The sequence below is a fragment of the Siphonobacter sp. BAB-5405 genome (assembly GCF_002872335.1).
Taxonomy (GTDB): domain Bacteria; phylum Bacteroidota; class Bacteroidia; order Cytophagales; family Spirosomataceae; genus Siphonobacter.
Window position 1 is genome coordinate 132,603 of sequence record NZ_NJAG01000006.1, and the last position, 17,478, is coordinate 150,080.

At 49.0% G+C, this 17,478-nt stretch carries 17 protein-coding genes; 9 read left to right on the plus strand and 8 right to left on the minus strand.

What is annotated here, in order from left to right; translation table 11 throughout:
* Positions 1-2 precede the first annotated feature (2 nt).
* From BWI97_RS05780 to BWI97_RS05795, 4 genes are all read left to right on the plus strand, one after another.
* On the plus strand, positions 3-317 hold the full coding sequence (locus BWI97_RS05780) for a DUF4907 domain-containing protein (RefSeq protein ID WP_094814541.1): 315 nt from the start codon (positions 3-5) through the stop codon (positions 315-317).
* Positions 318-377: 60 nt separating this feature from the next.
* Positions 378-1,703 carry a DUF4270 family protein gene (locus tag BWI97_RS05785; RefSeq protein WP_102200327.1) on the plus strand — a complete coding sequence of 442 codons (1,326 nt, stop codon included), beginning with the start codon at positions 378-380 and terminating at the stop codon, positions 1,701-1,703.
* Positions 1,704-1,877: 174 nt separating this feature from the next.
* On the plus strand, positions 1,878-4,238 hold the full coding sequence (locus BWI97_RS05790; protein WP_102200328.1) for a TonB-dependent receptor: 2,361 nt from the start codon (positions 1,878-1,880) through the stop codon (positions 4,236-4,238).
* A 28-nt stretch (positions 4,239-4,266) separates the two neighbouring features.
* The gene (locus BWI97_RS05795; protein WP_094814535.1) at positions 4,267-5,172 is read left to right on the plus strand and encodes a DUF4249 domain-containing protein; all 906 of its coding nucleotides are present in this window, start codon (positions 4,267-4,269) and stop codon (positions 5,170-5,172) included.
* 95 nt (positions 5,173-5,267) lie between these two features.
* Here the strand turns inward: BWI97_RS05795 and BWI97_RS05800 are convergent, their stop codons facing one another.
* Positions 5,268-5,855 carry a hypothetical protein gene (locus tag BWI97_RS05800; protein WP_146010880.1) on the minus strand — a complete coding sequence of 196 codons (588 nt, stop codon included), beginning with the start codon at positions 5,853-5,855 and terminating at the stop codon, positions 5,268-5,270.
* Between the two features lie 286 nt (positions 5,856-6,141).
* Entirely contained in the window at positions 6,142-7,374 is a 1,233-nt protein-coding gene (locus BWI97_RS05805) for a bifunctional 3,4-dihydroxy-2-butanone-4-phosphate synthase/GTP cyclohydrolase II (RefSeq protein WP_102200330.1), read from the minus strand.
* A 230-nt stretch (positions 7,375-7,604) separates the two neighbouring features.
* Here BWI97_RS05805 and BWI97_RS05810 point away from each other — a divergent pair, with 230 nt between their 5' ends.
* From BWI97_RS05810 to BWI97_RS05825, 4 genes are all read left to right on the plus strand, one after another.
* Positions 7,605-9,599, plus strand: coding sequence for a T9SS type B sorting domain-containing protein (locus BWI97_RS05810; protein WP_102200331.1), 1,995 nt, complete (start codon positions 7,605-7,607; stop codon positions 9,597-9,599).
* A gap of 91 nt (positions 9,600-9,690) precedes the next feature.
* Positions 9,691-10,023 carry a YbaB/EbfC family nucleoid-associated protein gene (locus BWI97_RS05815; RefSeq protein ID WP_094814529.1) on the plus strand — a complete coding sequence of 111 codons (333 nt, stop codon included), beginning with the start codon at positions 9,691-9,693 and terminating at the stop codon, positions 10,021-10,023.
* Positions 10,024-10,123: 100 nt separating this feature from the next.
* Positions 10,124-11,137, plus strand: a complete 1,014-nt coding sequence (locus BWI97_RS05820; protein ID WP_102200332.1) for a glycosyltransferase family 2 protein — start codon at positions 10,124-10,126, stop codon at positions 11,135-11,137.
* A gap of 50 nt (positions 11,138-11,187) precedes the next feature.
* Positions 11,188-12,762, plus strand: coding sequence for an ATP-binding protein (locus tag BWI97_RS05825; RefSeq protein WP_102200333.1), 1,575 nt, complete (start codon positions 11,188-11,190; stop codon positions 12,760-12,762).
* Positions 12,763-12,766: 4 nt separating this feature from the next.
* Here the strand turns inward: BWI97_RS05825 and yidD are convergent, their stop codons facing one another.
* Positions 12,767-12,976: a membrane protein insertion efficiency factor YidD gene (gene yidD, locus BWI97_RS05830; RefSeq protein ID WP_094814521.1), complete on the minus strand. Its 210-nt coding sequence runs from the start codon at positions 12,974-12,976 to the stop codon at positions 12,767-12,769.
* Between the two features lie 239 nt (positions 12,977-13,215).
* Between yidD and glmM the strand changes: the two genes are divergently transcribed.
* Entirely contained in the window at positions 13,216-14,607 is a 1,392-nt protein-coding gene (glmM, locus tag BWI97_RS05835) for a phosphoglucosamine mutase (RefSeq protein WP_102200334.1), read from the plus strand.
* 63 nt (positions 14,608-14,670) lie between these two features.
* On the opposite strand, the gene BWI97_RS05840 is transcribed toward glmM, so the two are convergent.
* The 5 genes from BWI97_RS05840 to BWI97_RS05860 form a co-directional block, all read right to left on the minus strand.
* Entirely contained in the window at positions 14,671-14,880 is a 210-nt protein-coding gene (locus BWI97_RS05840; RefSeq protein ID WP_094814517.1) for a hypothetical protein, read from the minus strand.
* A 5-nt stretch (positions 14,881-14,885) separates the two neighbouring features.
* Positions 14,886-15,569 carry an HAD family phosphatase gene (locus BWI97_RS05845; protein ID WP_102200335.1) on the minus strand — a complete coding sequence of 228 codons (684 nt, stop codon included), beginning with the start codon at positions 15,567-15,569 and terminating at the stop codon, positions 14,886-14,888.
* Between the two features lie 95 nt (positions 15,570-15,664).
* A complete protein-coding gene (locus tag BWI97_RS05850) occupies positions 15,665-16,429 on the minus strand; it encodes an MBL fold metallo-hydrolase (RefSeq protein WP_102200336.1) in 765 nt (254 codons plus the stop codon).
* Positions 16,430-16,507: 78 nt separating this feature from the next.
* On the minus strand, positions 16,508-16,891 hold the full coding sequence (locus tag BWI97_RS05855) for a response regulator (protein WP_094814511.1): 384 nt from the start codon (positions 16,889-16,891) through the stop codon (positions 16,508-16,510).
* 254 nt (positions 16,892-17,145) lie between these two features.
* Entirely contained in the window at positions 17,146-17,475 is a 330-nt protein-coding gene (locus BWI97_RS05860; RefSeq protein WP_094814509.1) for a nucleotide pyrophosphohydrolase, read from the minus strand.
* Positions 17,476-17,478: the final 3 nt, after the last annotated feature.

Sequence of the window (17,478 nt, forward strand, 5' to 3'; positions counted from 1 at the left end):
CTATGCGTAACAAACGTATCTGGTGGTTGTTGGGAATACTCCTTTTGGTGGCAGGCGTATACTATTGGCGAATGACGTATGCCTATGAAGTACGCGTGTTTGAAACCGCAAAAGGATGGGGGTATCAGATCGAACAGGGAGGAAAGCCCTTTATTCACCAGCCAATGATTCCGGGTATCGTGGGAGAGAAGGGTTTTGCCAACGCTGAGCAGGCCCGAAAGGCGGGAGATCTGGTGGTTGAAAAAATCAGCAACCGCCAATTACCTCCTTCACTTACGGTCGAAGAATTAAAAGGCATTGGCGTAGAAGTACCTTAAGGAATTAGAACGGGAGCGGGATCAAATGCCCGCTCCCTGTTTATTCGATATAACTATTCAATGAAGAATTGGAAAACCTGGCTTTCGTTAGGCTTTATAGCAAGCGGGCTTTATTCGTTAGGCGGATGCCAGAAGGGAGATCTGACACTGGGCTCCGAAATCATTCCGAATGAAAACCTGTCCGTAGTCATGGTCGATACCTTTACGGTAAAACTATCTACGGTAGCGGTAAGCGATTCAGCTGTTACTTCGGCTGATTCCAGTGTATATGTAGGTCGCTGGACAGATGCCAATACCGGTACGCAGGACTTCGTCGCGTTTATGAGTCCTACCTATGTTAGTAGTACGCTGAATACGCGGTCGGGAGCCCGGTACGATTCGCTGGTGCTGGTACTGCCCTTGTCTTTGTCCTACGGAGATAGTGTACAGACGTTCAAGATTAGTACGCATCAAACCACTACACCACTAGTATCGACCCTTGCCTATTACAATACCAACACTTCGGTTCAGTACCAATCCAAGCCGTTGGCTCAGGCAAGTTTTGCTCCGGGGCGGGGGACAACACCCAGTGTTCGGCAGCGTTTTTCGGATACCTTAGGCGTCCAGTTGTTTAATGCCTTACAAAACAATACGATTAACAGCAGCGAGACCTTGCATAATCTGTTGCCAGGTGTGGCTTTGAAAGGATCTTCGAAGGGAAACGTGATCGTAGGACTTAGCGTACCCCGAAGCTATTTACGGGTGTACTTTCACGATGATAACCTGTTGACGCCCACGGCTGAATCCGTTGATATTCCTTTTACGTTCATGCATTATAGCCGTTATTCGAGCAATTTCACCGGAACGCCGCTGGCTAACTTAAAACCGGGACCGACGTCTGTGAATAGCACCCTGACCAATAACATGGCGTATATCACGCAGAGTGGTCCGCTCCGTACCCGCGTTGAATTTCCCTATTTGACCGAAACCCTGGAACCGTACTTTACCTTACTGGGTGTAAACCGGGCGGAATTGGTATTCGATCCTATTCGTACGGATGTTCGCGATAACACAAACCCGCCTTCTACGCTGGTGCTGTATAAGACGAATGCCGTTAACGACATTCTAACCAATCAGCCCGTGGAAAATGTGCAGGGCATCGGAACGCCTGTATCGGCTACGTATGTGAGCGACAATAGCGGCTGGGCACTGAAGGATCACTATACCTTTAATGTGACTAACTACTTTAATCTAATTTTGAAAAGAAAAGTCCAGAATGCACCCCTGGTTCTGACGCCGCCCGTAGGAGCTCAGCAATACCTGAATTTCTCCCGAACGGCTTTAGGGAATCGAAATTATACGTCGGATCGGGTAAGGCTTCGTTTATACTTTACGCAATCCAACTAAGAAAATCCCCGGCTTCAGCTGGGGATTTTTGTTTTCCAACGGTAGGACTTATGCCCCGGTTATCACAAAAAGGGCAAATTCAGCCATTTCCCGAGCATCTTTGCAGCGTTAAACAAGCCTTGAATACAGTTTGTCGTTTTTAAGCCATAAACGACAGGTCTTCAATTCTACCCTATGAAACATTTTCTTCTTATCTGGCTGCTGGGCGTCCTGCTGCTACCGAACGCCCGGGGGCAATCCAATGAAAAAGCAACCATTTCCGGTTACATTAAAGATGCTGCCAACGGCGAAGGACTCATCGGCGTTTCGGTATTTGTGAAAGAAAAGAGTACCGGTACCACTACCAACACCTACGGTTTTTACTCCATTACGCTGCCGAAAGGCAAGTACACGCTGGTTTACACGTACGTTGGTTATCAGCGTCAGGAAAAGCAGGTGGACCTGACCACGCAGGACGTGAAACTGGACCTTGAACTCAAAGACGAGGGCGTGCAGTTGCAGGACGTCGTCATCCGAAGTCAGGGCGAAGACGAGAACGTAAAGTCGGTTGAAATGTCCGTCAATAAGGTGGACATCAAAACGATTCGTCAAATGCCTGCCTTACTCGGTGAAGTCGATCTGGTTCGCAGTATTCAGTTGCTGCCCGGCGTATCGACCGTGGGCGAGGGAGCTTCCGGGTTCAATGTACGGGGCGGCGACGTGGGCCAAAACCTGATCCTGCTGGATGAGGCACCCGTTTACAATGCTTCGCACTTATTCGGCTTCTTCTCCGTTTTTAATCCCGATGCCGTTAAAGACGTCAAGCTCGTGAAGGGAGGAATCCCGGCTAATTACGGCGGACGTATTTCTTCCATTCTCGACGTTCGAATGAAGGAGGGGAATGCAAAGAAAGAGGAGATTAATGCAGGTATTGGGTTGATCTTCAGTCGGCTTTCGTACGAGCGACCCGTATTTAAGGGCAAAGGTTCATTTATCGTCGCGGGCCGACGGTCCTACGCCGATGTACTCGCCAAACCGTTCCTGACGGGCGATTTGAAAGGAACGATCTTCAACTTTTACGATCTCACGGCGAAGGCCAATTACCAGATTAATGCCAACAACACGGTGTATCTGTCGGGATATTTCGGACGGGATAATTTTGGTAGTAAACAGTTTGGATTCAACTGGGGCAACGGAACGGTTTCGGGACGGTGGAATCACATCTTCAGTAACCGCCTGTTCCTGAATCTTACGGGTTACTACTCCAATTACAAGTACTCCCTTGGTACTGGCGACGATCCCAAAGACGCTTTTCAATGGAATTCTCAAATTAAAAACCTGAGTGGGAAAGCAGATTTTACGTACTTCCTCACGCCCGACAATCAGATTACATTCGGTGGGCAGTATATTTATTATAATTCTGCTCCCGGAAAAGCCTTTGGTATTTCAGCGGGTCAGCGGACGGATATTAGTCTGGAAGGGCGGTACGGGGACGAATCGGCCCTGTACGTGGCGAACGAACAGCGGCTGGGCAGTCGGGTTACATTACAGTATGGTCTGCGGTATTCGTTGTTCCGGAGTCTGGCTCCCGGTGATGTGATTACCTACGAACCTACAGAACCCGGGGAGCGGCTGGAACCGCAATTGCCCGGTCGTCGCGTTGAAAGTGGCGTACTGAAAACTTACGGTAACTGGGAACCGCGTTTTTCGGCTAAAATTGAAGTTTCGCCCCGCTCTTCAATTAAGCTGAGTTATAACCGGATGGCTCAGTACCTGCACCTGCTCTCGAATACGGCTGCTTCTTCACCGCTCGACGTATGGACCTTATCGTCGAGCAATATCAAGCCCGAATTAGCCGATCAGGTTGCGTTAGGCTGGTTCCAGAACTTCAAAAACAACGCGTACGAGTTTAGTATTGAAGGCTATTACAAAAACCTGGAAAACCAGATCGATTACGTGCGGCGTTCCGATCTGCTGCTCAATCGTTTTCTGGAAGGGGATTTGCTCTACGGAAAAGGTCGGGCATACGGAGCGGAATTTTACCTGAAGAAAAATCAGGGTAAACTCACGGGCTGGATCAGCTATACGCTGGCTCGTACGGAGCGGCAGGTGGAAGGCATCAACAAGAACAATTGGTTTCCCACCCGCTTCGATAAAACGCACAACCTGACGGCGGTTGGTCTTTATCAGCTTAACCAGCGATGGTCCTTCTCGGCCAACTTCGCGGCTTCTTCGGGAACGCCTGCCACATATCCAACGGACCGTTTTGAGATTGATGGTATTGCCGTGGGTGATAATTATTTCGATACCCGGAACGCCAACCGGATTCCCTGGTACCATCGCCTGGATTTAGCGGTAACACAGAAAATTCGTAAAAAGCTGTTTGGCAAAGGAGAAGCCGAGTGGGTGTACTCGATTTATAACGTTTACGGACGGCGAAATCCATTCTCCGTGTATGCCCGGCAAAATGGGGACAACAGCTTGCAAACCGAAGCTATTCGTTTTGCCGTGCTGGGTTCGCTGGTGCCATCGATCACCTACAACGTAAAGTTTTAAACGCATTCGAAGTATTCGCTATAAACGTATGAAATCCTTTCCCTTATACCTTTTACTCGCCCTGAGCAGCTTGCTCATGTCCTGCGAGGATGTGATTGACCTGCGTACGCAAACGGGTCCCACCCGTCTGGTGGTCGAAGGCTGGATTAACGATGACGCTACGCCACAAACCATTCGGCTGACGCTTTCCCAAAATTATTTTAACAACAACCGGGCTTTGCCCGCGACGGGAGCGACGGTAACTGTTTCCGATGATCTGGGAAAGACCTACCGTTTTGTGGATGAAAAACAGGACGGTAACTACGTCTGGAAACCAGCGGCTTCCGAGAAGATGGGCCGATTGGGCGGAAAATATACGTTGAACGTTGCTTACGCCAGCGAAACCTATCAGGCCGAAACGGAAATTAAACGGGTACCGACCATCGATTCGCTGACCTATTACTACGATAAGCCAACGTTTGTAGCGGATGACAGTCCGAAAGAAGGCTATGTAGCGGAATTTTACGCCCGCGACTTTACCGGAGCCGGTGATTGTTACTGGATCAAAACCTACAAAAATGGCCAGCGGTACGACCGATCGGCCCGCGACCTGTCGATTGCCTACGACGCCGGATTTAGTCCCGGAGCGGCTACGGATGGGCTTATCTTTCTGTTACCCGTTCGGCGTTCGATCAACTCCGACCGACTCTTCCAGGAAAATGATTCCATTCGGGTAGAGTTGCTCAGTATCACCCAGTCTACGTACAGCTTCATCCGGGCGGTACGGGAAGAGTCCAGTAACCAGGGGCTGTTTGCTACGGCCCCGTCAAACGTACCGACTAATATTCTTAATACGCGTACGGATGGTCCCAGAGCACTGGGTTGGTTCGGTGGTTCGTCGATTAGCCGGTTTAGTACGGTATTCCGCAAGGAAAATGCCCGTCCGAAACCTTAAGTCGGTACAGGTACCCGTTGCTACGAAAAGAAAAAGCTTTCCAGTTTCGCTGGAAAGCTTTTTCTTTTGGGTTGGATAGACGGTTGATGCAAAGACTATTCGGAAAGCGAATTGCAGTACCGGAACAGCTCAACGATGGGTTTTTCTTCGTCGTAGCGGTACCATTTTACCCGATTCACAAAAAAGCTAACTTCGTCCTGCTGGTTAGGCAGCGTTTTGTAAATCTGCCGGAGCCGGCCTTTGTATTTCACAATCTGTCCGTTGGGGTGCTGAAAGTAGTATACATTCTTCTTCTGTTTTTCGTCGTGAAACGGCACCTTCAGTACTTGCTCGCGACCCAGTAACCGAATCCGCCCATCGACCAGTACTTCAAAAAAGGTCGGTACCATGCGGTCCCGGTGAGCGAAGGATTCGACGATAAACGTCCGCATCCGATTGGCTTCTTCGTCGTAGTAATAAAACGAGGCTACTTTCTGAGCGGAAAGAACGTTGGTTACGCCATCCATACTAAATTCCAGCAAACCCAGGTCAGTATTGAAGTGTAGCTCGCCCGTTAGCCATTCGCCCGATTGTAGTTCAACTTTACCGGAATACCAGTTGGGCTGCTGCCTGGCAAGAACAGAATGAACAAAAAGGCTACAAAAAAAAACCAAAGTAAATTTTAATGAGGTAAAGGTTTTCATGGCAATCATTTTTAAGTATTCGGATTGAAGAAAATTTTAACGCGTACTTCAGTGGTTTCACCCAATAATCTTTGTTTTGATTTTGTACTGTTTGAAGTTTTTTTTGAATTAATCCAACAAATGTGTGGAAATATTTTGGATTCATCTAAATAAATACTCTGTTTTTTCGCTAGAAATCAGCGATTTAAGCATGAGTCGAACTAAAGAGTTGGTAAGGGCAGGAAAGCCATAAAAAAAAGCCTTTCCGCTTAAAGAAAGGCTTTTGTAAGCAAGTGAAGAATTAAGCTTAAATCAGCGGTTTGAGCCCATTCAGCAAATGACCCATTTTGTCGCGTTTCGTCGTCAGGTAACGCTCGTTATAAGGATTGGAAGGAATCTCAATGGGGATGGTTTCTACAATTTCAACGCCGTAACCCGACAGAGCCGTCCGTTTTTTCGGATTGTTGGACATCAGTCGCAATTTGGTAATACCTAAATCCCGCAGAATCTGAGCCCCGATGCCGTAGTCGCGTTGGTCCATTTGAAAGCCCAGCTCCAGATTGGCTTCCACCGTATCCCGACCCATTTCCTGCAATTTATACGCCCGGAGTTTGTTCAATAGTCCAATGCCACGACCTTCCTGAAACATGTACAGCACGACACCTTTCCCTTCTTTCTCGACCATCTGCATGGCCCGGTGTAACTGCTCCCCGCAATCGCAGCGGCAGGAGCCAAAAATATCGCCCGTAACGCAGGAGCTGTGCACCCGTGTCAGTACGGCTTCACCTTCTTCCCATTCGCCTTTTACCAGAGCCAGGTGCGTATCGCCGGTAGCGACCTGCGTATACGCAATCAGGCTAAAATGGCCCCATTCGGTGGGCATATCCACGCCAATTTCGCGTTTGATCAGTGTTTCGGTTCGCAGACGGTAGGCGATCAGGTCTTTGATACTCACCAGCTTCATTCCAAAACGATCGGCAATTTTCCGTAGCTCGGGGAGGCGGGCCATGGTACCGTCTTCGTTCAGAATTTCAATCAGGGTGCCCGAAGGTTTCAAGCCCGCCAGTACGGCAAAATCGACGGCTGCTTCGGTGTGGCCGGGGCGGCGGAGTACGCCTTCGGCTTTGGCTTTCAGGGGAAAAATATGGCCCGGACGACCCAGATCTTCGGGTTTCGTGTCCGAGTCTACCAGGGCCCGAATCGTTTTGGCCCGGTCGGAAGCTGAAATACCCGTGGTACAGCCGTTGCCCAGCAAGTCGACGGAGACAGTAAAGGCCGTTTCATGGTTGGACGTATTCTGGCCCACCATCATATCCAGTTGTAATTCCTGACAGCGGGCTTCCGTGAGGGGTACGCAAATCAGCCCGCGGGCCTCCTTGGTCATGAAGTTGATGATTTCGGGCGTGATTAGCTCCGAGGCACAAATCATATCCCCTTCATTTTCACGGTCTTCGTCATCGACGACGACGATAATTTTACCGGCCCGAATGTCTTCAATGGCCTCTTCGATGCTGTCTAATACGATGGGACTTTCTTCCATGGCTGCTTGGCAATGTATGGGAATCTGTGAAATCAGAAGTTTGGCAAATTCTGCCTAAATTATACGTCTGAGAATCTTTCTTACGTTCTGACCACAGTCAACACCCTTTTTGGGTGTTAGGTTTCTTCGAGAAATGTGAATGAATGCTCAAAACTACAGTCCTATTTTGGAATGATGGCAGGATTCATTGAAATTTGACCAATAGCTCATAGAAAGACCAGAAACTTCAGATGCGGATACGTATACTTTTACTGCTTTTAGGAATTGTATGGGAAGGCTGGGCTCAGTGTCCGACCAAACTGGTAAATGGCACGCAAGATTACAAAGGCAGATTACAGGTATCTAGCAGCCAGGGAACTACCATGATTGCGGAAGGAACTTCGGACCGGATACTGAAAATCTGCAAGGGTACTACGATTCAAGTGGAAGATGTTACCGCCAATAACAACCCGAGTCTTACCGCTTATAATTTTAATTACCAATCAGCAGAAGTAGACTTAAGTGCTCCACTCTTCGACAAGGTTAATAAATCATATACGTATGCAAAGGCGGGTACGTACGGATTGATTATGGTCGGAAGTGCGTCGGGTACGGGATCGTATGCTTGTCAGACGGTACAGGTGCTGGGTAATCCTGATCCTAACTTCGAAGTCGATGCCTGTGAAATTGAGCAAGTTACCCTGGTGATTCCTAAAGATAGTTCCAGAAATCCTTACGACGAATTTACAGTAGAGTGGGGGGATGGAAATACAGAAAAAGTACTAAAGAAAGATTTGCCCCTAACGAAAGTGCATATCTACAAAAATGCCGGTACAGGCGTTGCAATTTCGGTTCAGGGTACATATGAAGGGAATATATGCAGTAGTTCTAAAGTCAGCAAGTTCATTGACCCCGGCAAGCTCAACCAGTCACCCAAACCCATCGTAACCTTACTGGAGCTGTCAGCAACCAAAACCGTAGCGACCATTCAGTTTGCCGGACCCGTTTCTACAACGCAGGAAATTTTTCAGAAGGAAGTGGGTGGTACTTACGTTAGCACAGGCATTCAGATTCAAAATAATCTAACCTCAGAACGGATTACCAATCTTAACCCCACAAAACAGTACTGTTTTCAGGTCCGTTCGGTAGGGGGCTGTGCGAGTTCCAGCGGTTCGGATGAAATTTGTACTTTACCCATCACGGTAGTAGCAAAAGCAAAGCAGATGGAGGTAAACTGGTCGGCCTATCCACAAGCCACGGCTGCTTTCGAATCGTATACGGTAAGTAATGGTACAACGACTTTTCCGGTCATTACAGATCGCACCCAAACCCAGCTCATTGATCAATCCGAACTGGAATGCGGCACCTCGTATTGCTACCGCGTAACGGCCCGGGTCAATAACATCAATTCCATATCCAACGAGGTTTGCGAGGAAATCGAGTCTACCGTAAAGCCAGATCCCATCACCCAGGCGTATGCCACACTGGCCGGAAAGGCCGCTGTATTGACCTGGGAGTCGCCGGGAGGTAAGATTCTGGACTATGAAATTTTACGAGCCGAAGCTGGAAGTAAGCTGGAGAAAATTGAACCAGATACAACGATTGTTAATCCGTATAAAGACAGGCAGATCAATCCCTTGCAACGCTCATACTGTTATCAGATTTCGTACGAAAGTGCCTGTAAAACCTGGTCAAATCCGTCGGCTGCTGTCTGTACTATTTACCTGAGTCAAAAAGGCGGCGAGCTTTTCTGGACAAGCAATAACCCCTTTACTGAAGACCTTAGCGAGTACACCGTACAGGCTCTGGATGCTCAGGGGAATGTGGTGGCTTCCAGTAACGTCGCCAAAGCCACAAGCATTAGTGTAAGCAGTCTCGGCTTTCCTATTTCGCCCGATTACGAATATCGGATTCAGTCCACCTCGGCATCCGGCCACATCAGCTGGTCCAATTCAATTCCCATTCAGGAGTTTTTTCAGGTCTACGTACCTGATGCTTTTACACCCAATGGGGACTCCCAGAATGACGTTTTCCTGCCGAAAGTATTACACGTCAACGCTTTAAAATTGACGGTATTCGACCGGTGGGGTAATTCTATTTTTTCTACGGAAGACGAAAGCGAAGGCTGGGATGGGTCCATCAACGGGAAACCCGCTCCGCAGGGCAGCTATTCGTACCGCCTGGATGTTCGGAATGAGCTAGGCGATTCGTTTACCAAACGGGGCGTTTTCCGCCTCATTCGTTAAGGGGAATCGGGGCGTCGCGGGTGTTGGGCACGATTTTGTACCCGTTTTCTCTACCTTTGTAATCAGTTACATTCAAACCGAACGACTACACATGTTTGATATGCTAGGCATGATGGGCAAGATGAAAGAAATGCAGGCCCGCATGAAAGACGCTCAGGAAACCCTTCCTTCCATCACCGAAACGGCTGAAGCCGGGGCGGGGCTGGTAAAAGCAACCGTGAATGGACGCAAACAACTCGTTCATTTGGAGATTGATCCGGATCTGGTGAAACCCGAAGAAACGGAAATGCTCCGTGACCTGATCGTGGCCGCTACTAACAAAGCCCTCGAAGCGGTAGAAGCCCGCGTGGCGGATCACCTCAAGCAGGCTACCGATGGTTTGCTGCCCAATATTCCCGGTATGGAAGGCTTATTCGGTAAATAATCCGGTCTTATCCGAGTCAAGGAAGAGAAAAGACGTTCTGGTCTTTTCTCTTTTTATTCTTTCCCCATTTTGTATCCATTGCCTGGCTGGGCAAACCTGTATGGACCTTCTGGCCATTGTTATCCTGAATTACAACGGGAAATCCTACCTGGAAAAATTTCTTCCTACCGTACTGGCTTACGCGGATGGTCATGCCGTATACGTCGCTGATAACGCATCCACGGACGACTCCGTAACCTGGTTACAAACGCACTTTCCGGAAGTTCGGCTCATTCGCAATACCGTCAATCACGGCTTTGCCGGAGGGTACAACGAAGCCCTCCGACAGATTCCGGCCGAGTACTATTGTCTGCTTAATTCCGATGTTGAAGTGACGTCGGGCTGGCTCGTGGCACCCTTGCGTCTTCTGCAGCAGCATCCGCAGGTGGCGGCAGTACAGCCCAAAATTCGCGATTACAACTACCGGGAACATTTCGAGCACGGCGGCGGCGTGGGCGGACATCTGGATTTTCTGGGTTATCCTTTTACCCGGGGCCGTTTGTTTGAGACCCGTGAACGCGATCAGGGCCAGTACGATACCGATGAACCCTGTTTCTGGGCCTGCGGTGCCTGCATGTTCGTACGGGCAGCGGTGTACCGGGAATTAGGTGGATTTGATGCCGATTTCTTCGCCCACATGGAAGAAATCGACCTTTGCTGGCGAATGCAGCTGGCGGGGTATGAGGTTTGGGCTACGGCCGGTTCGACGGTGTATCACGTGGGTGGGGGAACGCTGGACTACCTGAATCCCCGCAAAACCTTTCTCAATTTCCGGAACAGTCTGGCGATGTTGTATAAAAACCGGCCCGCCCGAAATCTGTACGGAATCATTCTGCTGCGGCTGATACTTGACGGACTGGCGGGCGTTCGGTACGTGCTGAGCGGACACTTTGCTCTCTGCTGGGCCATTATTCGTGCCCATTTTGCTTTTTACGGACAGGGTCGAATCTGGCACCGCAAAAGACGGGCTCTCGATGGACTACGCAAGCAGAACAAGCCCGTACGCCTGTATGAGAAGAGTATCATAAGGGCATACTTTTTTCAAGGGATAAAGAACTATTCAGAACTTCCGTGAAAGCGATACATGGCTGACGCTGAAAGTTTCTATATTCTTCTTTAACGTCCATGCACAGCGAATCGGCCTTATATCAGTATCCTTCCGAGTTTCCCGAGCAAATTCAGATGCTGGAGAAACTGGATCTGCTGTTTCCCGATATCGTTCATGTACAGGACCTGACCACGCAAAAGATCATTTACATCAATGATCGCTTTACGGAACTGTTGGGTTACAGTAAAAAAGACCTGGCTGATCGGGGTGGGGATTTACACGCCATCATTCTGTCGGAAAGTCTGTTTAACCAGCGGGCCGCCCGGATCGAAGAATTGATTACGCGGAAAAAACAGTTTGTGGAATATGAAACGCTGGTACTGCATAAAAATCAGACGGAACGGCTGTTTAGAACCCGCGTAACCATTTTCCGGAGTGACGCCCAGGGCAACCCCCTGGAAACCATTGGCGTTTCGGAAGATATTACGGAAACGCATCTGGCCTATACCCGGCTGCTCCAGCAACAGGAAATGCACCGGATCACCGAGCAGGCTTTTCACTTTGGCAGCTGGGAAAAAAACCTGGTGACGGGCGAGCTGATCTGTTCGGATGGTTTGTACGAAGTGATGGGGCATACCCGGGAAACCTTTCAGAAAGATTGTGCGGACTATACCTCATTTTTTACGTTTCTGGACCATCGCGATGACGACTTAGTAGTGCGTACCGTGCAGGAAGCCATTGATACCAGGCAGGCCTTCCGCCTCGAACACCGCGTGATGACGCAGGAAGGGCAGGAGAAAGTATTGATGGTGGTAGGTCGCCCCGTAGTCAATGAAAAAGAGAAGGTGACGCATCTGGTCGGCAGTATTGCCGATATCACGCTGTTACGACAGTACGAATCAGCCCTGCGACAGAAAATTGAAGAACTACAACGATCGAATGGCGAGCTGGAACAGTTTGCCTACGCCGCTTCCCATGATCTTCAGGAGCCGCTGCGAAAGATTTCAGCATTCATTTCCCGCCTAAAACAACGATTAGGTACGCAACAGGACGAAGAGGTGGAGAATTATATGCGGCGTACGCTTCAGGCCATTGATCGGATGCGAAGTTTGATTGACGCCCTGCTGATTTTGTCCCGGGTAACACGACAGGGGCAAAATCGCGAAATAGTGCCACTCAATCCCATCGTAGAGGAAATCCTGGAGGACTTCGATGCCCAGATTGCTGAAAAAGGAGCGACTATCGAATGGGATGAACTCCCTGAAATTTACGGTGTACCCGTACAAATGCGGCAGTTGTTTTCCAATCTGATTGGCAATTCGCTCAAGTTTACCGATACGATGCGGCCACCGATCATTCGGATTGCCGCTCAGTCGTTATCCCTTACGCAGGTCCGGCAAAAGGGATTATCTACGGCCCGTAAATGGGTTGAGATTACTTTACAGGATAACGGAATTGGCTTTGATCCCGAATACAAAGATCGAATCTTCCAGGTTTTTCAGCGACTCAACGGTCGTTCGGAGTTCGAGGGAACCGGTATTGGCCTCGCTTTGTGTAAGAAAATCGTAGAGCACGAGGGGGGGACAATCCTCGCGGAAAGTCAGCCCGGTGAAGGGGCTCGGTTCACTTTTTATCTTCCCAGTGCTTCCTAGCGTGTCATGGTACCGGATCATGCCCGTGGCCGCCCCAGGGGTGACAACGGGAGATTCGCCGCAGAGCCAGCCAGCCACCTTTCCAGGGGCCGTGTTTTTCAATAGCCTGAATGGCGTACTGCGAGCAGGTCGGCGTATACCGACACGAGTTGCCCAGATACGGGGACAAAGCTCCCTGGTAAATCCGGATCAAAACAATAAAAAAACGTCGCATCAATTTTATTTATTAAAATAATCCCGGGTTTACGAGTAAATCCGCTGGATGGAGAATAGTTTTACGGATGCCACCGAGTATTGTGGGTCGTAGAAATCCGCCCATTTACGTAATACGAAAAGGCAAAAATCCGTTCGATTTATAATTGGATTCTATCGTAGAAAATGGCTAGCAGAAGGAATTAATTTGTTACTTTTGCTTTATATCCCCAACAGTTCTTCCTCAAAATTGAGAGCATCGTGACGTTGATTAAATCTATCTCCGGAATCCGGGGAACCATTGGTGGAAACGTGGGTGAAGCCCTTACTCCCGTTGACATTGTTAAGTTTTCCGCCGCCTTCGGAACTTGGCTAAAGCGTAAATTTCCTGAAAATCAAAAGATTGTCATTGGCCGGGACGCTCGTCTTTCCGGAGAAATGGCGGTTCGTTTAGTATCAGCTACTTTACAGGGACTTGGCTTACACGTAGTCGACTTAGGTTTATCTACCACGCCCACCGTTGAAATAGCAGTCCCTCTGGAATCAGCTGCCGGTGGAATCATTCTAACGGCCAGCCACAATCCCATTCAGTGGAATGCGTTGAAATTGCTTAATGCAAAAGGTGAGTTCATTTCCGCTGAAGACGGAGCCGAAGTACTGGCACTGGCTGAAGCTGAAGCGTTTTCTTTTGTAGAAGTGAAAAAATTAGGTAGCTATCGCGTAGACGATTCGTACCTGAAAAAGCACATCGAAGCCATTCTGGCCCTGCCGCTGGTAGACAAAGCTGCCATCGAAGCTGCCGATTTCAGCATTGCTGTTGATGCGGTAAACTCCTCGGGGGGCATCGCCGTACCCATGCTGCTGGAAGCCCTGGGAGTTAAAGATATTCTTAAACTTCACTGCGAACCTACCGGCTACTTTGCTCACAACCCCGAGCCTCTGCCCGAACACCTGACGGATATTCGCAAGGAAATGCGGACGGGCAAATACGATCTGGGGATTGCTGTAGATCCGGACGTAGATCGACTGGCGTTTGTTTCGGAAGATGGTGAGCCTTTCGGCGAAGAGTACACGCTGGTAGCCGTAGCGGACTACATTCTGAAAAACCAGGTTGGCAATACCGTTTCCAATCTTTCTTCAACCATTGCTCTGCGGGACGTAACCCAGAAAGCTGGTGGTACGCACCATTCCGCGGCGGTCGGCGAAGTAAACGTGGTAACGAAAATGAAAGAGGTAGAAGCGGTGATCGGTGGCGAAGGCAATGGAGGCATTATCTATCCCGAGTTGCATTATGGTCGTGATGCCCTGGTTGGTATCGCTCTATTCCTGACGCATCTGGCCAAATTCGGCAAGTCTGTATCGATTCTGCGGCGGGCGTACCCGAATTATTACATCTCGAAAAACAAGATTGAATTAACGCCGGAGCTGAACGTAGACGTTGTACTGGAGCGAATTCAGCAGAAGTATACCCGTCAGCCCATCAATACGGAAGACGGTGTGAAAATTGAATTTGGCAATGAATGGGTACATCTTCGCAAGTCGAATACCGAGCCCATCATCCGCATTTATTCGGAATCTGACTTTATGACCAAGGCCGAAAACCTGGCCAAGAAGATCATTCAGGATATTAAAGAAGTAGTAGCCACGCTGTAAATCGCGGACGTTAGTCACTGCTAATAGAAAGGGACGATGCTTACTAAGCATCGTCCCTTGTGTTTACAAACCAATCTCTTCGGACAGGCCAAACTCCCGGGCACTGGTCTGGAGCGTTTGCAAAAACTCGTTATAACTGAAAATCCGGCCTTCGATGTAATCCCGTTCAGCGGGGTCGCAGAAGGCTAGCCGACCCTGTAGTTCGTGAATGCCGCTGTGCACGGTAATGAGTACATCATGAATGAATGCCAGATACGTCTCAGAAGGCTTCATAGGGATTAATGAGCGAGTACGAATTCAAACTGTTCCCAGTTGATTTCCCGGAAGTCAGCAATGACTGCACTAGTGAGTGGGGCCAGTTCATCCTTACTGTGGCTGGTCGAAACGCCCACTACTTTCATTCCCGCTGCTTTTCCGGCCTGAATGCCCAGTAAGGCATCTTCAAATACGACACAATTACTCGGGTGAACTTCCACTAATTCGGCGGCTTTCAGATAAATATCCGGAGCGGGTTTGCCATTCTGTACCATTGAAGCATCCACGACCACATCAAAAAGCGGACGAAGGCCCGTGCCGTCCAGGGTAAACTGCACATTTTCGATGGGGGCTGACGTTGCTACGGCACATTTCACGCCGTATTCATGAAGAATATTCAGAAAGCTGATGAGTCCTTCGGCTGGTTCAAGTACTGGACCGTAGCTATTGCGGTACATTTCTTCCTTCTCGTCAGACATCTGCCGTACTTCTTCCGGCGAGGGGTCGCGGCCGAGCAAATACGCAAACGAATCGAAGGAGTTTTTTCCGTTCAGGTTGGTATAATACATTTCCCGGCTAAAGGGAAATCCGTGGTTTTCGCAGAACAAACGCCAGGCTGTTTCATGGTAGGCCATATTATCCACGATGACGCCATCCATATCAAATAAAGCAGCCCGTAAGGTTGGATCAGGTTGTTGAATACTCATACAAACAGAATTTTTTGACAAAAACGGCAAAAAAGTAGTACCAACCAAGTAGTCAAACCGCGGGAGAAAGCCTTTTCCAGATCCGAAAAAAGTTCTTAAAGGTTGATTTTCAGCCCATCATAGGCCAGATGCACGTGCGGAGGTAATTCGGCTTCGACCTGAGCATGAAGGCCCATTGAATGGCTAATGTGCGTGAGATAGGCGACTTCCGGCTTTAACTTTTCAATGATCTCCAGAGCCTCCGGCAGAACAAAGTGGGAGAGGTGTCGGGGACCTTTATGCAGGGCATTAATCACCAGAACCTTGCTGTTGCGAAGCTTGTCCAGTTCTGATTCAGCAATAAAATTTGCATCCGTGATGTATGAAAAATCCCCGATCCGGTAACCAAACACGGGTAATTTGTGATGCATCACCTCGATGGGAGTCAGTTGCAAACCCAGAATCTCAAAAGGTTTGTTTTCAATCGGATGCAATTGTAAGCGGGGCGTACCGGGGTATTTATGCTCGGCAAAGGCGTAGGCGAACTCTACTTTGATTTGCTCCAGGACAGCCGCCTGTCCGTACAGCGGAATATCGGAATTTTGCCGGAAATTGAAGGGACGTACATCGTCCAGACCCGCCGTATGGTCTTTATGAGCGTGGGTAAAGACAACGGCATCCAAATGCATGATACGTTCACGGAGGGCCTGCGTACGGAAATCCGGGCCGGTATCAATAACCAGACTACGACCTTCAGCTTCCACGTGCATGGACACCCGAAGGCGTTTATCCCGAAAATCAAGCGAACGGCAAACCGGACAGTCACAGCCAATGACCGGAACGCCCTGCGAAGTACCCGTACCGAGAAAAGTTACCTGCATACCCAATACTATTGAACAGAAGAGAATGATGAATTCCCTTCTGTTCAAGAACGATGTTAGCCAATCACGCTAAAAAAATTATACTTCGCCGCCCGTAAACTCGCGAACTTTGGCAACGAGGGCATCAAAGTTGAGGGGCTTAATCAGAATGTCGTTGAAGCCAGCAGACTTGAACTCTTCCGGAGAGTAGTTACGGGCATTACCGGTGATGGCCACCAGCGGGGTTTGTGCCTTTTGGGCATCGGGTAGTTGGCGAATCTGACGGGCACACTCCATGCCGTCCATTACGGGCATGTTGATGTCCAGCAGGACAATGTCAAAAGATTCTTTATCAAGCAATTGCAATACCTGCTCCCCATTTTTAACGGAAGTGATTTCAAAGTTCTGGAATTCCAGAATTTTCTTAGCGAGGTTTTGAATGACGGAGCTATCTTCAGCAATCAGGACGCGTTTGAAGGCCATTGTCGGAAAAATTGGGTTTCTATACGAATTGATAAAGCGAAATAACGGTTAATTCCGGTACAAGCTTAAGAAATCCTTAAGGAATTATCCTGTACTGTATGTCGCTCTCCGAATCGATCTGGGATAAAGAGGTGACAGACAATGGCTTGTCCGCTACAGGGAACGCTGAAACGTACGAAAAAAATCATTCACCAAAGCAACGTTCTTTCTTATAGGACTTTTCTACGGGAATGATACCCTGGAAAAGCGAAAATCTATTCCTGTAATTTAGGATTATTGAGGTGACGGGTCGCGTCACGGATGTTCTTCTTGTCGAGGTTTTTTTCGAAAGCCTCCGTCAGATTTACACCCGTTTGATTCGCCAAGCAAATCACCAGCCAGAGTACATCCGCCAGTTCGTCGCCCAGGTCCTTGTTTTTGTCAGACTCCTTCTCCGACTGTTCCCCGTATCGGCGGGCCATGATTCGGGCGACTTCACCTACTTCTTCCATCAGCAGGGCCGTGTTGGTCAGTTCGTTAAAGTAGCGTACTCCCACGGTGGTAATCCACTGATCTACGGTTTTTTGGGCTTCTTCCAGCGTCATGGA